At 63.2% G+C, this 22,123-nt stretch carries 21 protein-coding genes; 9 read left to right on the top strand and 12 right to left on the bottom strand.

Annotated elements, in window-relative coordinates; genetic code table 11:
* Nucleotides 1-75 precede the first annotated feature (75 nt).
* The 9 genes from ABTV29_RS03170 to nrdR form a co-directional block, all read right to left on the bottom strand.
* Nucleotides 76-813: a substrate-binding periplasmic protein gene (locus ABTV29_RS03170; protein ID WP_433768795.1), complete on the bottom strand. Its 738-nt coding sequence runs from the start codon at nucleotides 811-813 to the stop codon at nucleotides 76-78.
* A 53-nt stretch (nucleotides 814-866) separates the two neighbouring features.
* On the bottom strand, nucleotides 867-1,370 hold the full coding sequence (locus ABTV29_RS03165) for a phosphatidylglycerophosphatase A family protein (RefSeq protein ID WP_433768794.1): 504 nt from the start codon (nucleotides 1,368-1,370) through the stop codon (nucleotides 867-869).
* Complete coding sequence (thiL, locus tag ABTV29_RS03160) at nucleotides 1,367-2,332, bottom strand: thiamine-phosphate kinase (RefSeq protein WP_433768793.1); 966 nt, start codon at nucleotides 2,330-2,332, stop codon at nucleotides 1,367-1,369. Before thiL ends, ABTV29_RS03165 begins: the two co-directional genes overlap by 4 nt.
* A gap of 28 nt (nucleotides 2,333-2,360) precedes the next feature.
* A complete protein-coding gene (nusB, locus tag ABTV29_RS03155; RefSeq protein ID WP_095197200.1) occupies nucleotides 2,361-2,861 on the bottom strand; it encodes a transcription antitermination factor NusB in 501 nt (166 codons plus the stop codon).
* Nucleotides 2,858-3,334 (bottom strand): 6,7-dimethyl-8-ribityllumazine synthase, encoded by a 477-nt coding sequence (gene ribH, locus ABTV29_RS03150; protein ID WP_003228649.1) that lies wholly within the window; start codon nucleotides 3,332-3,334, stop codon nucleotides 2,858-2,860. Before ribH ends, nusB begins: the two co-directional genes overlap by 4 nt.
* Before the next feature lie 91 nt (nucleotides 3,335-3,425).
* Nucleotides 3,426-4,517: a bifunctional 3,4-dihydroxy-2-butanone-4-phosphate synthase/GTP cyclohydrolase II gene (gene ribBA, locus ABTV29_RS03145; RefSeq protein ID WP_433768792.1), complete on the bottom strand. Its 1,092-nt coding sequence runs from the start codon at nucleotides 4,515-4,517 to the stop codon at nucleotides 3,426-3,428.
* A gap of 16 nt (nucleotides 4,518-4,533) precedes the next feature.
* Nucleotides 4,534-5,199 carry a riboflavin synthase gene (locus tag ABTV29_RS03140; RefSeq protein WP_110965092.1) on the bottom strand — a complete coding sequence of 222 codons (666 nt, stop codon included), beginning with the start codon at nucleotides 5,197-5,199 and terminating at the stop codon, nucleotides 4,534-4,536.
* Between the two features lie 47 nt (nucleotides 5,200-5,246).
* The gene (gene ribD, locus ABTV29_RS03135; protein WP_433768791.1) at nucleotides 5,247-6,380 is read right to left on the bottom strand and encodes a bifunctional diaminohydroxyphosphoribosylaminopyrimidine deaminase/5-amino-6-(5-phosphoribosylamino)uracil reductase RibD; all 1,134 of its coding nucleotides are present in this window, start codon (nucleotides 6,378-6,380) and stop codon (nucleotides 5,247-5,249) included.
* The gene (gene nrdR, locus ABTV29_RS03130) at nucleotides 6,377-6,841 is read right to left on the bottom strand and encodes a transcriptional regulator NrdR (RefSeq protein WP_162634909.1); all 465 of its coding nucleotides are present in this window, start codon (nucleotides 6,839-6,841) and stop codon (nucleotides 6,377-6,379) included. The genes ribD and nrdR overlap by 4 nt, the downstream gene beginning before the upstream one ends.
* A 127-nt stretch (nucleotides 6,842-6,968) precedes the next feature.
* Here nrdR and ABTV29_RS03125 point away from each other — a divergent pair, with 127 nt between their 5' ends.
* The 3 genes from ABTV29_RS03125 to trxA all read left to right on the top strand — a co-directional run bounded on the left by ABTV29_RS03125 (nucleotide 6,969) and on the right by trxA (nucleotide 9,140).
* Nucleotides 6,969-7,433 carry a YbaY family lipoprotein gene (locus tag ABTV29_RS03125; RefSeq protein ID WP_433768790.1) on the top strand — a complete coding sequence of 155 codons (465 nt, stop codon included), beginning with the start codon at nucleotides 6,969-6,971 and terminating at the stop codon, nucleotides 7,431-7,433.
* Entirely contained in the window at nucleotides 7,430-8,086 is a 657-nt protein-coding gene (locus ABTV29_RS03120) for a class I SAM-dependent methyltransferase (RefSeq protein ID WP_433768789.1), read from the top strand. Before ABTV29_RS03125 ends, ABTV29_RS03120 begins: the two co-directional genes overlap by 4 nt.
* A gap of 181 nt (nucleotides 8,087-8,267) precedes the next feature.
* A complete protein-coding gene (gene trxA / locus ABTV29_RS03115; protein ID WP_433768788.1) occupies nucleotides 8,268-9,140 on the top strand; it encodes a thioredoxin in 873 nt (290 codons plus the stop codon).
* A gap of 112 nt (nucleotides 9,141-9,252) precedes the next feature.
* On the opposite strand, the gene ABTV29_RS03110 is transcribed toward trxA, so the two are convergent.
* Nucleotides 9,253-9,594 carry a hypothetical protein gene (locus tag ABTV29_RS03110; protein WP_433768787.1) on the bottom strand — a complete coding sequence of 114 codons (342 nt, stop codon included), beginning with the start codon at nucleotides 9,592-9,594 and terminating at the stop codon, nucleotides 9,253-9,255.
* Between the two features lie 135 nt (nucleotides 9,595-9,729).
* Between ABTV29_RS03110 and ABTV29_RS03105 the strand changes: the two genes are divergently transcribed.
* The 5 genes from ABTV29_RS03105 (at nucleotide 9,730) to ABTV29_RS03085 (ending at nucleotide 13,894) form a co-directional block, all read left to right on the top strand.
* Complete coding sequence (locus tag ABTV29_RS03105) at nucleotides 9,730-10,320, top strand: DUF2796 domain-containing protein (protein ID WP_433768786.1); 591 nt, start codon at nucleotides 9,730-9,732, stop codon at nucleotides 10,318-10,320.
* 147 nt (nucleotides 10,321-10,467) lie between these two features.
* Nucleotides 10,468-11,178 (top strand): ABC transporter ATP-binding protein, encoded by a 711-nt coding sequence (locus tag ABTV29_RS03100; protein ID WP_433768785.1) that lies wholly within the window; start codon nucleotides 10,468-10,470, stop codon nucleotides 11,176-11,178.
* Between the two features lies 1 nt (nucleotide 11,179).
* Nucleotides 11,180-12,445 carry an ABC transporter permease gene (locus tag ABTV29_RS03095; protein WP_433768784.1) on the top strand — a complete coding sequence of 422 codons (1,266 nt, stop codon included), beginning with the start codon at nucleotides 11,180-11,182 and terminating at the stop codon, nucleotides 12,443-12,445.
* 11 nt (nucleotides 12,446-12,456) lie between these two features.
* Nucleotides 12,457-12,975, top strand: coding sequence for a DUF3299 domain-containing protein (locus ABTV29_RS03090; protein WP_433768783.1), 519 nt, complete (start codon nucleotides 12,457-12,459; stop codon nucleotides 12,973-12,975).
* A 220-nt stretch (nucleotides 12,976-13,195) separates the two neighbouring features.
* Entirely contained in the window at nucleotides 13,196-13,894 is a 699-nt protein-coding gene (locus ABTV29_RS03085; protein ID WP_433768782.1) for an OmpW/AlkL family protein, read from the top strand.
* Nucleotides 13,895-14,077: 183 nt separating this feature from the next.
* On the opposite strand, the gene ABTV29_RS03080 is transcribed toward ABTV29_RS03085, so the two are convergent.
* Nucleotides 14,078-14,962: a sugar nucleotide-binding protein gene (locus tag ABTV29_RS03080; RefSeq protein WP_433768781.1), complete on the bottom strand. Its 885-nt coding sequence runs from the start codon at nucleotides 14,960-14,962 to the stop codon at nucleotides 14,078-14,080.
* A gap of 325 nt (nucleotides 14,963-15,287) precedes the next feature.
* Between ABTV29_RS03080 and ABTV29_RS03075 the strand changes: the two genes are divergently transcribed.
* Entirely contained in the window at nucleotides 15,288-19,604 is a 4,317-nt protein-coding gene (locus tag ABTV29_RS03075) for an Lhr family helicase (RefSeq protein WP_433768779.1), read from the top strand.
* Between the two features lie 112 nt (nucleotides 19,605-19,716).
* Here ABTV29_RS03075 and ABTV29_RS03070 read toward each other — a convergent pair whose 3' ends face one another.
* Nucleotides 19,717-21,837, bottom strand: coding sequence for a mechanosensitive ion channel family protein (locus ABTV29_RS03070; protein WP_433768778.1), 2,121 nt, complete (start codon nucleotides 21,835-21,837; stop codon nucleotides 19,717-19,719).
* Nucleotides 21,838-22,123: the final 286 nt, after the last annotated feature.

Raw genomic sequence — 22,123 nt, 5'->3', positions numbered from 1 at the left:
GCGATAGCGGTCTGACAGTCACCAATTCCTTGACTGACACGCCCTCATCGCGGGCAGGCTCGCTCCCACAAAGGATCAGTGCGTATCGAATGGATATGGCTGTTTCCAGTGCTCGAAAATCGGCTTCAACTCGCCGCTTTTCACCAGTTTTTCCATGCGCTCATCGAACAAGGCCATCAATGTACGGGCCTGGGGTGTCTTGGCGAAACACAGGTAAAGCGGCAGCTCCGCAATATGGGTGCGCCGGAACTGGGAGGGATCCTTGGCTCGGCTGAGGACGAAATCGACTTCGGTCAGCGCATCGATGTAGTAGTCGACGCGCTTGTAGGTCAGCATCGAAACGATCCCCGTGCGCCGGATCACTTCATCGTAGTGGCGCACGTTGGGCAGGTAATCCTGGTAATCGTAGCCGCGGACCCAGGCCAGTCGATAATCGCCCAGGGTCTCCGGTGTCGGTACCGGACTGCTGGCCAGGCCCAGGGCATAGATGTGATCGGTATCGAAATTCCAGTGCGGATAGAGCAGTTGCTGCGACTCGTCGCGATAGGAGCCGACACAGGCATCCACTTCGCCACGCTCGGCCAGACCGAGGGAACGCAGATAAGGTTCGGTGCGGATATCCAGCTTGACGCCTGCCGGCTCGAAAACCTTGCGCAGCACGTCCCAACCCAATCCCTGGCCATTGGCGGCGGTGTAGTCTTCCCAATCCTCGCTGGCCAGGTGAATCACGGACGGTGTCGTCGCGGCCTCCTCTGCCTGGGCGAAAGAGCAGAACAAGGCCAGCACCATCACCATCAAACCGCGTAGAGCCATCCTTGATTCTCCCAGTTAAAGATCTCCCGGTTGACGCCTTTTAACCTCTCTGGTCAGGCGAACATCCACACCAGCCCCTGCATGGCCAACCAGGCAAATACACCGGCCAGCACGTCATCGAGCATAATCCCGACACCCCCGTGTACATGCCGGTCTATCCAGCGTATCGGCCAGGGCTTGAGAATATCGAAGAAGCGGAACATCAAGAACCCCGCCAGCAGCCACTGCCAGCCTTCCGGCACCAGCCACAGGGTGATCCACATCCCGACCATCTCGTCCCAGACGATGCCTTCGTGGTCGTGCACGCGCAAATCGTCAGCCACCTTGCCGCACAGCCAAAAGCCGAACAGCATGGTGATGCCCAGCATCAGCCAGTAGCCCCAATCGGGCAGCATCTGCCATAACGGGATAAAGGGTAGCGCAACCAGCGACCCCCAAGTGCCCGGCGCCTTTGGCAGGGTGCCCGAGCCGAAGCCGAACGCGAGGAAATGCCATGGATTGCGCCAGACCGACGGCGGTACGAATTCCGCCGGGACTTGCTTGGGATGGTCTGTCACGGTGTCTCCCGAAAATGTTGATAACCCCGGGTTTGCGGGGTGATGTCTTGTCCGTCCGCATCCAGCAGCGTCACGCCCTGCCCATCCACCACGCGTCCGATCACATGGACTGGCCAGCCTTCGGCCAGCAATGCCGGCAATTCGACGGACGGTAAGGTAAAGGCCAGCACGTAATCGTCGCCACCGCTGAGGGCGGCGTTTTGCGCGCCCTCCTGACCGAGAAAAGCCCTCAGCGCAGCCGACAGCGGCAAGCGCTCAAGCTCGACCTGCAGGCCGACGTTCGACGCCAAGGCGATGTGCCCGCAATCGGCGAGCAGGCCGTCGGAGATGTCCAGCGCCGAAGTGGCCTTGCCCCGTAGCGCCTGACCCAGCGCCAGCTGCGGTTGCGGCGACCAGTAATGCGCCAGCAGCGGCTCGGCGATGGCCGGCTCGGCGGTGCGCTGGCCAAGCACCAGCGGCAAGGCCCCGGCCGCATTGCCCAACTCGCCGCCCACACACAGCAGATCGCCGGGCTGCGCGCCGCTACGGGTCAGCGCCAAGCCGCCCGGAACCCGACCGAACACGGTCATGGTCAGGCTCAAGGGGCCGCGTGTGGTATCGCCGCCGACCAACGCCACGCCGCAGCTTTGCGCCATGTGATTCAAACCACGGGCATAGGCTTGCAACCAGTCGGTGGTCACCGCCGGCAAGGTCAGGGCAAGGGTAAAGGCGACGGGGGTGGCGCCCATGGCGGCCAGATCGCTGACCGCGACGGCCAGCGAGCGCTGGCCGAGCAGAAACGGGTCGCAGGGGTCTGCGAAATGCACACCGGCCACGAGGGTGTCGGTGGAAATCGCCAACTGCTCCCCAGGAGGAACAGCCAGCAAGGCGCAGTCATCGCCAATCCCGAGGGCAACGCCTTCGCCGCCCTGCGCACAAGGCGCGGCGGCGAAGAAATTGCGGATCAGCTCAAACTCGCCCATGGCTTCGTGCCGACGTTACAAGCGCCAATCAGCGCTTGAACGCCTTCACTTCAGCTTCACGCAGACGCGGAGCCAGCTTGTCGAGCACACCGTTGACGAACTTGTGGCCGTCGGTGGAACCGAAGACCTTGGCCAGTTCGATACCTTCGTTGATCACAACGCGGTACGGCACGTCGACGCGCTTGAGCAGTTCCCAGGTGGACAGGCGCAGTACCGCCAGTTCAACCGGGTCCAGCTCTTCGATGGTCAAGTCCAGGCAAGGCTTGAGCGCGGTGTCGATTTCGGTCTTGAACTGCGGAACCCCGTGCAGGATTTCGCGGAAGTACGCGCCATCGACATCGGTGAAATCGTTATCGACCCGGAACTGCGCTTCGATCTCGTTCAGCGACTGCTTGGCCATGTGCCATTGGTACAGCGCCTGAGTCGCGAGCTGACGGGCTTCACGACGCTTGGCGCTTTTCGATGGCTTGCCGGCATCCGCAGGCTTTGGATCGCGCGGGTTGAAACGATCGCTTTCGTCGCTAATCACTTGGCCTCCAACTGCGCCAGCAGGCTGACCATTTCCAGAGCGGACAGGGCAGCTTCAGCACCTTTGTTACCGGCCTTGGTGCCGGAACGTTCGATGGCTTGCTCGATGGAATCAACGGTCAGGACGCCGAAAGCGACCGGTACGCCGAACTCCATGGACACCTGGGCCAGGCCCTTGGTGCATTCGCCCGCCACGTATTCGAAGTGCGGAGTGCCGCCACGAATGACCGCGCCCAGGGCGATGATTGCCGCGAACTCGCCCTTCTGAGCGACTTTCTGCGCAACCAGCGGGATTTCGAAGGCGCCAGGGGCACGGATAATGGTGATGTCGCTTTCGCTCACGCCATGGCGAACCAGGGCATCGACTGCACCGCTGACCAGGCTTTCAACTACGAAGCTGTTGAAACGGCCCACTACCAGAGCGTAGCGGCCTTTAGGGGCGATGAACGTACCTTCGATGGTCTTCAGGGTCATTCGATAGATCTCTTAAAGAGCCGGGACGCGTCTGCTACGCGTCCCTCAGTGATTTATTTGCCGCGAATTCAGGGCCGGAAACAACCGGTCATTATTCGGAGGGCACGTATTCTACAACTTCCAGATCGAAACCGGATATCGCATTGAACTTCATCGGTGCCGACATCAGGCGCATTTTGCGTACGCCCAGGTCACGCAGGATCTGCGAACCGGCACCGACAGTGCTGTAGGTGGTCGGTTTTTTCACGGCCGGGTGATCGCTGTTTTCACGGATGTGTGCCAGCAACACGTCGCCATCGAGCGGGTGACCAAGCAACAGCACCACCCCGCTGCCGGCCTCAGCCACCGCGGCCATGGCGGCGCGCAGGCTCCAGCGGCCGGGCTGCTTGACCATCAGCAGGTCGCGCAGCGGGTCCATGTTATGCACACGCACCAGGGTCGGTTCTTCGGCGCAGACATTGCCCAGGGTCAGGGCCATGTGCACGTCGCCTTCCACGGAATCACGATAGGTCACAAGGTTGAATTGGCCCAGTTCGCTGTCCAGAGGCTGCTCGGCAATCCGCTGAACGGTACGTTCGTGGATCATCCGGTAGTGAATCAGGTCGGCGATAGTGCCGATCTTGATGCCGTGTTCGGCGGCGAAGGTTTCCAGTTCGGCACGACGGGACATGGTGCCGTCGTCGTTCATCACTTCGCAGATCACGCCGCTCGGCTCGAAACCGGCCATGCGCGCCAGGTCGCAGGCCGCCTCGGTGTGGCCGGCACGGGCCAGGGTGCCGCCGGCCTGAGCCATCAGCGGGAAGATGTGGCCGGGACTGACGATGTCATCTGCCTTGGCGTCTTTCGCAGCGGCCGCCTGCACGGTGCGGGCACGGTCGGCGGCGGAAATGCCGGTGGTCACGCCGGTGGCCGCTTCGATCGATACGGTGAACTTGGTGCCGAAACCGGAACCGTTGCGCGGCGCCATCAGCGGCAGCTTGAGCGTTTCGCAGCGCTCGCGGGTCATCGGCATGCAGATCAGGCCACGGGCATGCTTGGCCATGAAGTTGATGTGCTCGGGCTGGCAGCACTCGGCGGCCATGATCAGGTCGCCTTCGTTCTCGCGGTCTTCGTCATCCATGAGGATGACCATCTTGCCTTGGCGGATGTCTTCAACCAGTTCTTCGATGCTATTGAGCGCCACAAGGCACCCCCTTCAGTCAGGATTTGAGATAGCCGTTGGCGGCCAGAAAGCTTTCGGTGATGGTGCTGCCGGCGGTTGGCTCGGCGGCCTTGTCGCCCAGCAACAGGCGCTCCAGGTAACGGGCCAGCAAGTCCACTTCCAGATTCACCCGACGACCCGGCTGGTACGACGCCATGATGGTTTCGGTGAGAGTGTGCGGAATGATGGTCAGCAGGAACTCGGCGCCATCGACCGCGTTCACGGTCAGGCTGGTGCCGTCGACGGTGATCGAACCTTTGTGGGCGATGTACTTGGCCAGTTCTTTCGGGGCGCGGATGCGGAACTCCACGGCCCGCGCATTCTCGGTGCGGGCAACCACTTCGCCCACGCCATCGACGTGGCCGCTGACCAGATGCCCGCCCAGGCGAGTGGTCGGGGTCAGGGCTTTTTCAAGGTTGACCGGGCTGCCGCTTTTCAGGTCGTTCATGGCGGTGCAGTCGAGGGTTTCACGGCTGACGTCCGCCGCGAAGCCATTGCCCGGCAATTCAACGGCGGTCAGGCATACGCCGTTGACCGCGATGCTGTCGCCCAGTTTGACGTCGCTCAGGTCGAGCTTGCCGGTTTCTACATGGACCCGCACATCTCCGCCTTTTGGCGTCAATGCACGGATACTGCCGATGGATTCGATGATGCCGGTGAACATGGGGTTCTCCTCGAGAACAGTGCCAGCGCTATTGCGATGGCCGGAAATTATACGCTCGCCGCTGGCAAAGGAATGGCAATGACCCGCCAGTCATCGCCCACCGCGCGAATTTCAGTGATTTTGAGCGCCGGCGCATCCTTCATTTGTGCGAGCGGCCAGTCCAGCAAAGGCCGGGCGGTCGAGCCCAGGAATTTGCCTGCCACGAAAATCTGGAACTCATCCACCAGCCCGAGCTGCGCAAAAGCGCCAGCCAGCCGTGGACCGGCTTCGACCAACACCTCGTTGATGCCACGATTGGCCAACTCGACCAGCAATTGACGCAAATCGACCTGGCCATCGTCGCCAGGCACGATCAGACATTCCGGGCCATTGGCGTGTTGCTCTTCCACCGCCATGGAAGTGGCCACCAGCGCCGGGCCCGCCTTGAAGAACGGTGCATCCGGCGGGACCCGCAGGCGACCGTCGACCAGCACGCGCAGCGGCGGCCGGCTCATGGCCAGCGCGGTTTGTTCGGCATCCAGGCCCAGCTCCTCGGCGCGGACGGTCAGGCGGGCATTGTCCGCGAGCACGGTATCGGCGCCCGTCAGCACCGCACTAGCCTGGGCACGCAGGCGTTGAACCGCTGAACGCGCCGCCGGGCCGGTGATCCATTGGCTCTCGCCGCTTTCCATCGCCGTGCGGCCGTCCAGACTCATGGCCAGCTTGACCCGCACAAAGGGCAAGCCGTGCTCCATGCGTTTGAGGAAACCTTCATTGAGCTTGCGCGCCTCGCCTTCGAGCACGCCGCTGTCGGTGGCGATACCGGCCTGTTCCAGGCGCTGCAGGCCGCGACCGGCGACTTCCGGGTTCGGGTCCTGCATCGCCGCCACGACCCGCGCCACACCGGCTTTCACCAGCGCATCGGCGCAGGGCGGCGTGCGGCCATGATGGCTGCAAGGTTCAAGGGTCACATAGGCGGTCGCGCCTCGGGCCAGCTCACCGGCGGCGCGCAGGGCGTGGACTTCGGCATGGGGTTCGCCAGCGCGAACGTGCCAGCCTTCGCCGACAACCTGCCCATCACGCACGATCACGCAACCGACCCGCGGGTTGGGGTGGGTCGTGTAATGGCCGCGGCGCGCCAGCTCCAGCGCGCGGGCCATGTAGTGGGCGTCGAGGATGGCAAGCTCTGCAGGCGTGGTCATTCTTTCTCCGGCTCACGGGCCAGGCGATCGATCTCTTCGCGGAACTCGTTGAGGTCCTGGAAGCGGCGATACACGGAAGCGAAACGGATGTAGGCGACTTCGTCGAGCTTTTTCAGCTCGGTCATCACCAGCTCACCCACCACGAGGGACTTGACCTCGCGCTCGCCGGTGGCGCGCAGTTTGTGCTTGATATGCACCAGCGACGATTCGAGACGCTCGACACTCACCGGGCGCTTTTCCAGCGCGCGCTGCATGCCGGCGCGGAGTTTTTCTTCGTCGAACGGCTGGCGGCTGCCGTCGGTTTTGATCAGGCGCGGCAACACCAGTTCAGCGGTTTCGAACGTCGTGAAACGCTCGCCGCAGGCCAGGCATTCACGCCGGCGGCGCACCTGTTCGCCCTCGGCGACCAGACGCGAGTCGATGACCTTGGTGTCGTTGGCACCGCAGAAGGGACAGTGCATGGTGGCAGGCAACAAAAAAAGGGAGGGCCATGGTAGCGCATCCCGGTGGCAAGACAAGCCATAGGCTTTACGGTATACAGACGGCATGATCTGTCGATCCATGGATTTCACGTTTCCGGAGCTGCCCATGTCGTTACGCCCGCTCGTATTGCTCAGCGTTTTCAGCCTTCTGGTGGCCTGCAGCAGCGATGCACCCCAGCCTCAGCCGCCAACGCCTGGCCCTGCCCCGCAACAAGCACAGAAGAAAGCCCGGGAAGCCGCCGAACTCGGCCCGCTGCCCGCCTATCAGCGTGAGTTGAGCGGCACCCTGCAAGGCGTGCCGGCCGGCGCCGAAGTCGAACTGGCGCTGCTGGTGATCGACGAAAAGGACCGCCCGCAACAGTTGCTCGCCAGTTCGAGCCTGATCGGCACCAATCAGGTATTGCCGTTTCACCTGCGCTTCAACCCGGACGCCTTTCCGGTCGGCCAGCGCGTTGAGCTGCGTGGCCGCGCCAGCCAGTCCGGCCAACTGATCCTGCATCTGCCGTCGCAACTGATTACCCAGCCCACCACCCAGGCGCTGGGCCAACTGCAATTCGTCAAAGCCCCATGAGTACACCGCTTGACCTGCAACAAGCCTTGAGCGAACTGCTTGGCGATGCACGCCTGGTCGCGTGCGACTTGCCGGACACCGAGCTGAAGTTGTGGCTGATCGACGGCGACAACATGGACCGCGCCTTCAGCCCGGAAGAAACCCGGCGCATCCTGCATGAACCGCCCTACTGGAGTTTCTGCTGGGCCAGCGGCCTGGCGGTGGCCCGCTACCTCGCCGAGTTCCCCGAGTGGGTCAAAGGCAAGCGGGTCCTGGATTTTGGTGCCGGTTCCGGCGTGGCGGGGATTGCCGCGGTGAAGGCCGGGGCGCTGGAAGTGGTGGCCTGTGACCTGGACCCACTGGCGATTGCCGCCTGCCGGGCGAATGCCGAACTCAACGATGTACAGCTCAGCTATTCGACGGATTTTTTCGCCGAGGCCGACCGCTTCGATCTGATCCTGGTGGCGGATGTGCTGTACGACCGGGCGAACCTGCCGCTGCTCGACGAGTTTCTCAGCCGTGGCCGCGAAGCGCTGGTGGCGGATTCGCGGGTACGGGATTTCCGTCATCCGTTGTATCGGCGCATCGAAATGCTCGAGGCCATGACCCTGCCGGATCTGTGCGAGCCGGAGGAATTTCGGCATGTGAGCCTGTACCACGCGCGGCGCGGCTGAAAAGCATCGCGAGCAGGCTCGCTCCCACAGTGGTTTTGCGGCGTGTACAAATTCCCTGTAGGAGCGAGCCTGCTCGCGAAAGCGTCCTGTCAGGCAATACACCTCTCAAAGGCCACCCTGCTTCCGGCCACACCCCACCAGGCCGTATAGTTGCGCCATTCACGCTCCCAAGAGATCCCCCATGAGTCAGCAAACGCCGTACATCTTTGACGCCACGACTGCCGATTTCGACCAGTCGGTGATCGAGAACTCTTTCCACAAACCGGTTCTGGTGGATTTCTGGGCCGAATGGTGTGCGCCTTGCAAAGTGCTGATGCCGATGCTGCAGACCATCGCCGAGAGCTATCAGGGCGAGTTGCTGCTGGCCAAGGTCAACTGCGACGTCGAGCAAGACATCGTCGCCCGCTTTGGCATCCGCAGCCTGCCGACGGTGGTGCTGTTCAAGGACGGCCAGCCGGTCGATGGCTTTGCCGGTGCGCAGCCTGAGTCTGCCGTTCGCGCCCTGCTCGAACCCCATGTCCAGATGCCACCGCCCGCCGCTGCCGACCCACTCGAACAGGCTCAGGCACTGTTCGATGACAGCCGTTTCGCCGACGCCGAAGCCATCCTCAAAGTCCTGCTGGGCGAAGACAACACCAATGCCCGCGCGCTGATCCTTTACGCGCGCTGCCTCACCGAACGCGGTGAACTGGGCGAAGCGCAAGCCGTGCTCGACGCGGTCAAGACCGATGAGCACAAGGCTGCCCTGGCGGGCGCGAAGGCACAGATCAAGTTTCTCGGCCAGGCCAAGGACTTGCCCGACGCCGCCGACTTGAAGGCGCGCCTGGCGAAAGACCCGCTGGACGATGAAGCGGTCTATCAGCTTGCGGTTCAGCAACTGGCCCGCCAGCAGTACGAGGCAGCGCTCGACGGCCTGCTCAAGCTGTTCATGCGCAATCGCGGCTACAGCGAAGGCTTGCCGCACAAGACCCTGCTGCAGGTGTTCGAACTGCTGGGCAATGATCACCCGCTGGTGACCACCTACCGTCGCAAGTTGTTTGCCGCGCTGTATTAAACGCCCCCTGTAGGAGCGAGCTTGCTCGCGATGGCCGCGAACGATAACGCGGCCATCCTGAATGAACGCGGTGTCCTTGAGCTTTTCGCGAGCAAGCTCGCTCCTACAGCAACTATTCGACCCAGTGGTAAATCGGCGTATCCGCACCACTCTCCACTTTCACATCCGCGCTATGGCGCAAGCGCACCAGCAGGCGCTTGCCCGACACCGCGCTACCGGTCAGCCCTTCGAGCTGATCCAGCAGATCCGGCCCGCTCAACTGCCCGGCCTTGCGCAGCAGGTCCCTGGCGATCTGCCACAACGCATCATCCTGATTCAGCGGCTTGGCCGGCGTGGCAACAGCCTCGGTTTTCTCCACCTGCAACTGCGCGCCGAGCCGTGCCCAATCGGCGTCATCCATCTCCAGCGTCAAATCCACCGGCCACTCGCCGATGCTTCCGCGAATTCGCAACATGGGTCTGCTCCCGAATATTTCTTCGCTGCATGCTCCCATGGGTCTTGTGCAACGCCAAGCAGGCAGTCAAACTCTCCGCGCTTACGTTATAAGATTACATAACATTTCTTTCATTTTACTTTCCGGAGACTCACCATGCGTCGTCTGCTGCTCGCTTTGCCGTTTGCCTTGTTGCCGCTGGCTGTCGCTCACGCGGCCGACGAGCATGACCACGACCATGAGCACGGCAGCCTCGGCGCCCATGAACACGGCGTCGGGCGCTTGAACGCGGCGCTGGACGGCCAGAACCTTGAGCTGGAACTGGAAAGCCCGGCGATGAACCTGGTGGGCTTCGAACATGCCGCCACCACCGATGCCGACAAGGTCAAGGTGGTCGCAGCCCGTACTCAGCTGGAAAATCCGCTGGCGCTGTTCAACCTGCCAAAGGCCGCGGGATGCGTGGTGTCGGATCAGGAGCTTAATAGCCCGCTGTTCGGCGACAAACCCGACGCCGATGATGATGACGATCACGACGAAGACGCCAAGGGCGAGCACCATCACGAACACAGCGAAATCCACGCCCACTACCACTTCACCTGCGCCAAGCCAGACGCGCTGAAAACCCTGGACCTGGCGAATATCTTCAACACATTCCCGGCCACCCAGAAAATTCAGGTACAACTGATCGGCCCGAACGGACAGCAGGGGGTTGAAGTCACGGCCAAGGCTGCTGCCCTCAAATTCTAAATTCACGTAGATCCCCTTGTAGGAGCGAGCTTGCTCGCGATGGTCGTGAACGAAAACACGGTCATCCTGACTGAACGCGGCGTCTGTGCGTTTATCGCGAGCAAGCTCGCTCCTACAGGGGCTCACCTATCACCTGACCGGTTTCACATGACCCAAGCACTCATCGAACTGTCCGACCTGGGCTTCAGCTGGCCCGGTCACCCGCCGCTGCTGGACATCCCGGCCTTCCGCCTGGAGCCGGGGGAAACCCTGTTTCTCAAAGGCCCCAGCGGCAGCGGCAAGACCACCCTGCTCGGCCTGCTCGGCGGTGTGCAGAAGCCCGATCGCGGCAGCATCCGCCTGCTCGGCCAGGAGCTGACGCAACTGTCGGCCGGTGCCCGCGACCATTTCCGCGTCGATCACACCGGCTACATCTTCCAGCAGTTCAACCTGCTGCCGTTTCTCTCGGTACGGGAAAACGTCGAACTGCCCTGCCATTTCTCGAAGCTGCGAGCCGAACGGGCGAAACAGCGCCACGGCAGCGTCGACAACGCCGCCGCGACCTTGCTCGCGCACCTGGGCTTGAAGGATGAACACATCCTCAGCCGCCGCGCCGACTCGCTGTCCATCGGCCAGCAGCAACGGGTGGCCGCCGCACGTGCCCTGATCGGCCAGCCGGAACTGGTGATTGCCGACGAACCGACCTCCGCCCTGGACTACGACGCCCGCGAGAACTTCATTCGCCTGCTGTTCGCCGAATGCCGCGAAGCCGGTTCGAGCCTGTTGTTCGTCAGCCATGACCAGAGTCTGGCGCCGCTGTTCGATCGCCACCTGTCGCTGGCCGAGCTCAATCGCGCCGCCACATCCGCAGAGGTCTGAGATGTATTTGTTTCGTCTAGCCATGGCCAGTCTGGCTAACCGCCGCTTCACCGCGATCCTCACTGCGTTCGCCATCGCCCTGTCGGTCTGCCTGCTGCTGGCCGTGGAACGGGTGCGCACCGAAGCCAAGGCCAGCTTCGCCAGCACCATCAGCGGCACCGACCTGATCGTCGGCGCGCGCTCGGGCTCGGTGAACCTGTTGCTGTATTCGGTGTTCCGCATCGGCAACGCCACCAACAATATCCGCTGGGACAGTTTCGAACACTTCGCCCACGATCCGAAGGTGAAGTGGGCGATCCCGATGTCCCTGGGCGACTCCCATCGCGGTTATCGGGTGATGGGCACCACCGAAGCCTACTTCGAGCATTACCAGTACGGCCGCCAGCAACACCTGGAACTGGCCGATGGCCGTGCCTTCGCCAGCGATCCGTTTGAAGTGGTGCTCGGTGCCGAAGTGGCGGATGCCCTGCACTACAAGCTCGGCGACAAACTGGTGCTGGCCCATGGCGTGGCCGCCATCAGCCTGGTCAAGCATGACGACAAGCCGTTCACCGTGGTCGGCATTCTCAAGCGCACCGGCACGCCAGTCGACCGCACGCTGCACATCAGCCTTGGCGGCATGGAAGCGATTCACATCGACTGGCACAACGGCGTACCGGCCCGTGGCAACGGTCGGGTCAGTGCCGATCAGGCGCGCAACATGGACCTCACGCCGCAAGCCATCACCGCGTTCATGCTCGGCCTCAACAACAAGATTTCGACCTTTGCCCTGCAGCGTGAAATCAACGAATTTCGTGGCGAACCGATGCTGGCGATTCTGCCGGGCGTGGCGCTGCAAGAGTTGTGGAGCCTGATGGGCACTGCGGAAAAAGCCCTGTTCGTGGTTTCACTGTTTGTGGTGCTGACCGGGCTGATCGGCATGCTCACGGCGATTCTCACCAGCCTCAACGAGCGCCGCCGCGAAATGGCGATTCTGCGATCGGTGGGCGCGCGCCCCTGGCACATCGCGACCTTGCTGGTGCTGGAGGCGTTTGCCCTGGCGCTCGCGGGCGTGGTCGCCGGCCTGGCGCTGCTGTATGTGTGCATCGCCGCCGCCCAGGGCTACGTGCAAGCCAATTACGGGCTGTATCTGCCGCTGGCATGGCCGAGCGAGTATGAATGGACGCTGCTTGCTGGCATTCTGCTCGCCGCCCTGCTGATGGGCAGCGTGCCGGCCTGGCGCGCCTATCGCCAATCCCTGGCCGATGGCCTGTCGATCCGTTTATGAGGATGTTGAAAATGCCCCGCGCTCTGCTTGCGCTGTTGATGCTGGTCGCCCTGCCGCTATGGGCAGCCGAGCCGAAGGAGCTGACCTGGTCGGAAATGATCCCGCCCGACGCCATGCCGGAAGTGCCGGACATGACGCCGCTGCACGACCTGTCGAAGATGAGCGATGCGCTGTCCGCCGAATCGGCGCCAGCGGCCAAGCAGAGCATGCCCAACGCCCCGGTGGTCAAAGCCCTCGACGGTCAGGACATTCGCTTGCCGGGTTACATCGTGCCGCTGGAAGTGAATGAGGAAGGCCGCACCACGGAGTTCCTGCTGGTGCCGTATTTCGGCGCCTGCATCCACGTCCCGCCACCGCCGTCGAACCAGATCGTGCACGTCAAAAGCGAGGTGGGCGTGAAAGTCGACGAGCTGTATCAACCGTACTGGGTCGAAGGGGCGATGCAGGTCAAGGCGTCCACCAGCGAACTGGCGGATGCCGGGTATCAGATGGATGCGGACAAGATTTATATGTATGAATTGCCGGAGTGAATCTGGCAGTCATGTGTTGATAGTCAGGACGCCATCGCGGGCAAGCCCGCTCCCACAGGGTTCAGCGATCACCTGTGGGAGCGGGCTTGCTCGCGATGGGGTCATCAGAAATACCTGAATAGGCAACCCATCACCGTTTTCTTGAGCTGAGTCAAAAGACCGAATCGTTAGGCGGCTTACCATTGGACATCAAAAATTTTTAACGTCCTTTGGAGCCCCCATGAACAAGTCCTTGCTCGGCGCCACGCTGTTTGCCCTCGCGCTCGCAGCCCCGCTCGCCCACGCCCACGAAAAAGGCGACATCCTCTTGCGTGCCGGTGCGATCACCGTCGACCCCAATACCGACAGTTCCACCGTCAAGGTCGATCAGGGTCCATTGAGCGGTGCCGATCTGGGCGGCAAGGCGACGTTGAGCAGCGACACGCAACTGGGCCTGAACTTCGCCTACATGATCACCGATCACCTGGGCATCGAGTTGCTGGCGGCCACGCCATTCGAGCATGACGTAAAACTCAAGGGCACCGCCCTGAGCGCAGCCAACGGCAAGCTCGGCAGTTTCAATCAACTTCCGCCGACCCTGAGCCTGGTGTACTACCCGCTCAATCCCAAGTCTGCGTTCCAGCCCTATGTCGGTGCAGGCGTCAACTACACCTGGATGTACGACGAACACCTGAGCAGCGAGGCGCGCGCCAACAGTTTCAGCAACTTCAACACCAAAAACTCCTGGGGCATGGCCTGGCAGGTGGGTGCCGACTACATGCTGACCGACAACATCCTGCTCAACGCCCAACTGCGCTACATCGACATCGACACCCGCGCGACCGTGGAAAACAACGCCGTCGCACCGGGTACCCGGGCACGGGTGAACGTGGATGCCGATCCATTCGTCTACATGGTGGGTGTGGGTTACAAGTTCTAAAAATCGTTCACGTGGTGGGAACGAGCTGTAAAAAAAGGCGCCTGATGGGCGCCTTTTTCTATGCTTGGTTTTTTCTGTAGGAGCGAGCCTGCTCGCGATGGTCGTCAACGATGACGCGGGAAAGCTGATCCTCAGCGGCGCCTTTGCGTTTTTCGCGAGCAGGCTCGCTCCTACAGTTTTACGTCAGCCGTGCCGGTAGAAACGGTCCAGCAACCCCGGCAGGGCCGCACGCCAGGCGCGTGGCTTGATACCGAAGGTGTGGAGGATTTTCTTGCAGGCCAGCACCGCGTGTTGCGGCTCTTCGGCAGCGTCCTCGCGCGCAGCGTGAGCCTGGGCGGTGGGGGCTTCGATGGCCAGCGGGTGCAAGGCACGGGCTTCGGTGAGGATCGCCTGCCCCAGGGCCAGCGGCGTGGTCGCCTCATGCCCGGCGTAGTGATAGGTGCCCCACAATGGCGCCGCGCAGTCGAGTTGCTTGAGCACCGAGATGATCACCCGGGCCGCGTCGTCCACCGGCGTCGGGTTGCCTCGGCGATCGTCGGCCAGCAACAGCTCTTCCGGGCGCTCGGCCCGACCGAGGAAACGCCCCAGGGTGCCATCGGGGCTGTCATCGAGCAGCCAGCCGAAACGCAGCAGCACATGCTGCGGACACGTGGCGCGCACGCTCTGCTCGATCCGCCACAACGCCTGGCCGCGCAGGCCCAGGGGAACCGGTTCGTCCTTTTCGCTGTAGGCGGTAGCGCGGGAGCCGTCGAATACCCGATAGCTCGAAGGCTGCAGCAGAACGATATTGTGATGCTGGCACAGTTCGGCCAGACGCTCGATCGCCCGCTCCTGCCCGGCCAGGCGCTGCTCGCTGACCGCTTCGGCCTGGAACCAGTCGAAGTAGTAGGCGAGATTGATCAACGCATCCGGTCGGGTGTCGTCGAGCAGTTGGGTCAGGCTCGCGGCATCCCAGCCGTCTTGCGGCGGGCGGGGGGCGAGGAAACCGATGTCTTCCTCTGCACCGAGGCGAATCAGCGCCTGCCCAAGGGCATTTCCGCCGCCCAGTAACATAAGGCGCATTCGCATAAAGTCAGCAGGCCCAGTCTGATTGGAACAATGGTTTTATCGACAGCGCTTGTGGGCGATGTCGTCGATAGTTGCCGGAATCGTTGCATTTTGCGGGTTTAGTGCGCAACCGTCATCCGTAAAGTGTAGATGTCCGGGGTTTGTGGTGCTGCTGATGGCCCCATCGCGAGCAAGCTCGCTCCCACAGTGATTTGCATTGCTCACAAGAATTGCGGCCGCTGAAGATCCCTGTGGGAGCGGGCTTGCCCGCGAAGAGGCCCTAAAGGCCGGCGAAGGTATTGAGCGGTACTTGCATCTTCCCGCCCTCCCCCGCATAACTGGCTTCATGAACCTGCCCATCCCCGCAGACAGTGCCCTGGACGGCTTCCACCCTGCCGTCAGCGCCTGGTTCAGCAACACCTTCGCAACGGCCACCGCCGCCCAGGCCCGGGCGTGGCCGCTGATCCGCCAGCGCCGCTCGACCCTGATCGCCGCGCCCACCGGCTCCGGCAAGACCCTGACCGCGTTCCTCGCGGTCATCGACGATCTGGTGCATCGCGGCCTGGCCCACCCCGACAATCTGCCGGAAGGTCTCCCTGACGAAACCCTGGTGGTCTACGTCTCGCCGCTCAAGGCGCTGTCCAACGACATCCGGCTCAACCTGCAAAATCCGCTGGCGGGTATCACCGAGCAGTTGCGCGTGATGGGCCTGCCCGAATTGCAGATCACCACGGCGGTGCGTACCGGCGATACCCCGCAGAAAGAACGCTCGGCGATGCGCAAGAACGCGCCGCACATCCTCGTCACCACCCCGGAATCCCTCTACGTGCTGCTCGGCTCCGATTCCGGGCGGCAGATGCTCAAGACCACGCGCACGGTGATCGTCGACGAAATCCACGCCATCGCCGCCAGCAAGCGCGGCAGCCACCTGGCCCTGAGCCTGGAGCGCTTGCAGGCCCTGTGCGCCGAACCGCTGGTACGCATCGGCCTGTCGGCCACGCAAAAACCCATCGAAGCGGTCTCGCGCTTTCTGGTCGGCCGCGATCGTGCCTGCGACATCATCGACATCGGCCACGCCCGCCCACGGGACCTGGACATCGAAGTACCGCCCGTGCCGTTGTCGGCGGTGATGGCCAACGATGTCTGGGAACTGGTCTACGACCGCCTCGCCGCCCTCGCTCGCGAACACCGCACCACGCTGATTTTCGTCAACACCCGACGCCTGGCCGAACGCCTGAGCCGCCACCTGAGCGAACGCCTGGGCAAGGACGCCGTCGCCGCCCACCATGGCAGCCTGGCCAAGGAGTTTCGTCTGGACGCCGAGCAGCGGCTCAAGCGTGGCGAGCTGCAAGTGCTGATCGCCACGGCCTCGCTGGAACTGGGCATCGACATCGGCGACGTAGACCTTGTTTGCCAGATCGCCTCGCCGCGCTCGATTGCCGGTTTTCTGCAAAGAGTGGGTCGGTCCGGACACCAGGTGGGTGGCACCCCAAAAGGCCGCCTGTTCGCCACCACCCGTGACGACCTGATCGAATGCGCGGCGCTGCTCGATTGCGTGCGCCGGGGCGAACTGGACACCTTGCAGATCCCGCAGGCGCCATTGGACGTGCTGGCTCAGCAGATCATCGCCGAGGTGAGTTGCCAGGAATGGCCCGAGGCCGGGTTGCTGGAGATGTTGCGTCGGGCCACGCCCTACGCCGCGCTCGACGAAAACCACTATCAGGCGCTGCTGCACATGCTCACCGAGGGCTATAACGGGCGACAGGGCATCCGTAGCGCCTACCTGCATCGCGACGCCGTCAACCGCACCCTGCGCGGGCGGCGCGGCAGCAAGCTGACGGCGGTGACCAGCGGCGGGACCATTCCGGACAACGCCGACTACAGCGTGCTGCTCGAACCCCAGGGGCTGAACATCGGCAGCGTCAACGAAGACTTCGCCGTGGAAAGCATCGCCGGCGATGTGTTCCAGCTGGGCAATACCTCGTACCGCATCCTGCGGGTCGAAACCGGCAAGGTCCGGGTCGAGGACGCCCAAGGGCAGCCGCCGACCATTCCGTTCTGGCTCGGTGAGGCGCCGGGGCGCAGCGCGGAACTGTCGTTTGCCGTCGCACGCCTGCAAGCCCGACTCGATGAGCTGCTGGGCGATTCGCCGGGCAATCTGCAACCGGCGCTCGACTGGCTGACCGGCACCCTTGGCCTGAACATCGCCAGCGCCGAGCAACTGGTGGAATACCTGGCCCGCGCACGTCAGGCCCTCGGCGCCCTGCCGTCCCAGGACACCTTGCTGATGGAGCGCTTTTTCGACGAGTCCGGCGGCACCCAGCTGATCATCCATACGCCGTTCGGCAGTCGCATCAACCGCGCCTGGGGCCTGGCCCTGCGCAAGCGCTTTTGCCGCAACTTCAACTTCGAATTGCAGGCCGCCGCCAGTGAAGATGCGATCGTTTTGTCGCTGTCCACCAGCCACAGCTTCGAACTGGACGACGTCTGGCGCTACCTGCACAGCAACAGCGCCGAGCACATCCTGATCCAGGCCGTGCTCGATGCACCGCTGTTCGGCGTGCGCTGGCGCTGGAATGCCGGGGTCGCCCTGGCCCTGCCGCGCTATTCGGGTGGGCGTAAAGTCCCGCCGCAGATCCAGCGGATGAAGAGCGAGGACCTGATCGCCAGTGTGTTTCCCGATCAGATCGCCTGCGTGGAAAACCTCGCCGGCGAACGCGAGATTCCCGACCATCCGCTGGTGGAGCAAACCCTCGACGACTGCCTGCACGAGGCCATGGACAGCGAAGGCTGGCTGGCGTTGTTGCGGCGCATGGAACAGGGCCAGGTGCGCCTGATCAGCCGCGATCTGCCGGCGCCGTCGCCGTTGGCCGCGGAAATTCTCAGCGCCCGCCCCTACACCTTTCTCGACGATGCACCGCTGGAAGAGCGCCGTACCCAGGCCGTGCTCAACCGCCGCTGGAGCGACCCGCAATCCACGGACGACCTCGGCGCGCTGGACGTCGATGCCATCACCGCCGTGGGCGAGGAAGCCTGGCCGGCACCCGGTGGCGCCGATGAAATGCACGAGGCGCTCATGAGCCTGGCGTGCATCACCGATGCTGAAGCTGCGGCCCATCCGCACTGGCTCGAATGGTTGAATGCCCTGGCCGCCAGCGGGCGCGCCTGTCGTCTCGATCAATCGCTGTGGCTGGCCCGGGAACGGCTGAGCTGCCTGCAGGCGATTTATCCACAGGCCATTGTGTGGCCGGCCGTGCAAGCCTTGCCCGGATTCGACGAGCCCTGGGAAAGGGACGAAGCGGTGCTGGAAGTGATTCGCGCACGACTCAGCGCATTTGCGCCGCTGCCGCTCAAGGCGATTGCCGAACCACTGGGGTTGCCACAAGGGCAAGTCGCCCAGGCGTTGGCGCAACTGGAACGCGAGGGTTACGTGTTGCGGGGCCGCTTCATTCCGGGCGTCGAAGCGGAACAATGGTGCGAGCGGCATTTACTGGCGCGGATTCATCGCTACACGGTCAAGCGTCTGCGCCGGGAAATCGAGCCCGTGGCGCTGCAGGACTTCATGCGTTTCCTGTTCGACTGGCAGCATCTGTCCGGCGCCAGCCAGGGCCAGGGCAGCGCGGTGTTGCCGTCGATCATCGCGCAGTTCGAAGGCTACCCCGCCGCCGCGTCGGCCTGGGACAGCGACATTCTGCCGGCACGCATCAAGGACTATTCGGCGAGCTGGCTGGATGAGCTGTGTCGCAGCGGCAAGCTGGTCTGGACCCGACTCACCGCGCGCAACACGAGCGCCAGCAGTGCATTGCGCAGCACGCCCATTGTGCTGTTGCCGCGCAACCGCGTCGGGCTGTGGAGCGATTTGACCGAGCAGACGCCGGTCAGCGAGCTGTCGCCGAAAACGCAAAAAGTCTACGAGGCGCTGCGCCAGCACGGCGCGCTGTTTTTCGATGAGCTGACCCACGAAGCCCATGTGCTACGCACCGAACTGGAAATCGCCTTGCAGGAATTGGTGGGCGCCGGGCTGGTGAATGCCGACAGCTTCGCCGGGCTGCGGGCGCTGATCACCCCGGCCAGTAAGCGCCAGAATCGCAGCAGTCGACGCGGGCGCGGGGCGTTCATCGGTGGCATGGACGATGCCGGGCGCTGGGCGTTGCTGCGACGCGGCGCGCCAGCGCCGGTAACGGACAACCCGCGCCCGCCGGCCACTCCCGCCGAGACCCTGGAACATGTCGCCATGACCTTGCTGCGCCGCTATGGCGTGGTGTTCTGGCGCCTGCTGGAACGTGAGGCCGACTGGCTGCCGAGCTGGCGCGAACTGCTGCGCACCTTCCATCGACTGGAGGCGCGGGGCGAGATTCGCGGCGGGCGTTTTGTCAGCGGTCTGGCGGGTGAACAATTCGCGCTGCCCGAGGCGATCCCGCTGCTGCGCGAAGTACGCCGCCGCCCCCATGACGGCAGTCTGATCGCCGTGTGCGGGGTCGATCCGCTGAACCTGGCCGGCACCCTGCTGCCCGGTGCGAAAGTACCGGCGCTGGCGAGTAATCGACTGGTGTATCGCGATGGAGTGCCGGTGGCGGCGGAGATTGCCGGCAAGCCGCTGTTCTGGCTGGAGCTGGATCAGCCGGTGATGGCTGAAGTGCGGAGCAAGCTGATCCGACATTGATGTTGTCTGGGCCGGCCTCATCGCGAGCAGGCTCGCTCCTACAATGGATTGTGTGCACCGCTCCCCTGTAGGAGCGAGCTTGCTCGCGATGAGGCCATCCCAGCCACCACAACTACTGAGGCCGCGGCCGATCCGGCATCAACACCGCCGAATGCTGCGCCTCAACCGCGCCATCCAGCAGCGGTTCCGCATGCCTGGGCATTAACACCTGCTGTGGATAAGTCTGCGCGAAATGCACCCACGGGCTGTTATCCACAAGCTTTTTCAAGCGCTGGTTGAACGCCCGGCTGACCGCGTACTGCCCACCCGACACGGTGCGGAACTGCGCCGTTAGCACCACGCCGTTTAGATCCATCTTGTCGACCCCGAACACATCCAGCGGCCCTTGCAGGTTGTACTTGAGGAACGGATCGCTGCTGATCGAATGCCCGGCCTCGCGAATCAGCTCGATGGCCTTGTCGACATCGGTGTCGTAGGTGAACTGCACGGAAAAGAACGCATAGGCAAATTGCCGGGATTGGTTGGTCACCGCCTTGATCTGGCCAAACGGCACCGAATGCACGAAACCCTTGCCGTCGCGCAGGCGCAAGGTACGGATGGTCAGGCCTTCAACGGTGCCGGCGTGCCCGGAGTCGAGCACCACCCAGTCGCCAATGGACAGGGTGTCTTCGATGATGATGAACAGGCCGGTGATCACGTCCTGCACCAGTTGCTGGGAACCGAAACCGATCGCCAGCCCTATCACCCCGGCACCGGCCAGGAAGGGCGCGACGTTGATCCCCAGGTTGGCCATGGTGGTGATTGCGCAGATCACCACCAGAATGATTTTGATCGCGTTGCGCAGCAGCGGCAGGATGGTTTTGACCCGGGTACTGGGCTGGCGCGCCGAGCGCTTGTTGGCCGGTGGCTTCAGGGCTTCCTGAATCGCGGTGTCGAGCACCACCCAGACCATCCAGGTCACCAGGAAAATCAGACCGATGTGGCTCAGCGAATCGCTGATCGCCCGGCCCACCGAATTGCTCACCGCAAACTCGAACAGCGACACGCCCCAAATGCGCCCCAGGATATCGATGAACACGATGGCCATGGCGATGCGCAGCAAGGCGTGGGAGAGGTTGAGGAAGCGTTCCTTGTAGGCGCTGCTTCGGCGCACGTCGGCTTCGTTGCGCGACTTGAACAGGTGGTGCAGCGTGGTGCTCAGGAACACCGTCGCGATCAACAAGATCGTGGTGAACAGCGCACTGCGCAGGACCTGCTGATTGTCAGCGCTGACGCTGATCAGGTTGATCACCGAAACCAGCACCATCAACAGGATCGGCCAGTACCAGAGCCCGGAAAAGATCCGCAGGGTCTCGCGCAAGGCCGGCTGCGATCGCCGTTGGGCCAACGGCAAAATCCGGATCATCTGGCCCACGGGCCGACGCATGCGAAACACCAGCAGGCCGAAGGAAATCGTTGCCGCCAGACCGGTAAACACCGCGATGCTGCTGGTGAGATTGCTGCCCAGCTGGTGGGCGATCTGCGGACTGGTCAGGGCATCGCTCAGGGCCACCAGAAAACCGATGACAAATAGCGGCCGTGGGCTGTCCTGGCGAATGATCCCCACCGCCCTGCGCTTATGACCGGAATTGAACAGCACCACCAGCGACATCACCAATGACGCGGCAAACACGCCACTGCTGGTGGCATAGGCGAAACACAAGGCCAGCGCCCGACCGGCCGAGACCGGCAGCCAGTGGCTGGCATAGAGGGTCAGCGGCAGGCTGATCACCGCCGGAATGCTGTAGGGCAGCACATACCCCAGCAATGCCTGGCCGCGCTCTCGACTGAGCAGCAGGCGATGGCGGCACAGACGCTCGGTCAACGACTTGCCGAACATCCAGAGCAGGCCAAAGGCCCCGGCCCACACAGCGGTCAGCAACAGGAAATCGCCGGCCACGCTCCACGCCGAACGGGCCGATGGCCGATTGACCAACTGATCGACTTCATCGGCCGCGCGGTCGGCACGCAAACGCCAGGCATCGAGCAGGTCCTCGTTGAGATCGAGCTTTTCCTGTACCTCATCGAGGCTCGTACTGATGGCGCCCAACAACCCGCCTTCCACCAGCGGTTGCGGATGCGCCGGCGGTGTCGCGGCGGAGGCCGGCACACCCGGAATCGTCGCGGCCTCCAGTTCCTCGCTGCCAAGAAACAGCAGCGCCCCCAGTAATATCGCGGTCTTGAGCTTGATCAAAGCACGCGCTCCCTTGGATGAGACTGTAAGGAACTGATCGGGAAATGGCCGGCAAGTTCGGTGTTGGCCCGTAAATGATCATGTGCCACGCGCTTCTGTGGCGAGGGAGCTTGCTCCCGCTCGGCTGCGAAGCAGTCACAAATCGATCAATCAAGCCGGTCGGTTTCGGGAGCGCTTCGCACTCCAGCGGGAGCAAGCTCCCTCGCCACAGGTATTGCAAAGCCCTGGCGATATTTGACCACCACGCAAATATCAAATGCCTATCCCTATATTTTTCCGCACGACC

It is taken from the genome of Pseudomonas putida (assembly GCF_050989985.1).
Classification (GTDB): Bacteria; Pseudomonadota; Gammaproteobacteria; order Pseudomonadales; family Pseudomonadaceae; genus Aquipseudomonas; species Aquipseudomonas putida_AI.
The sequence above is the reverse complement of the archived record's forward strand: the minus strand, read 5'-3'. Positions and strand labels throughout refer to the sequence as shown.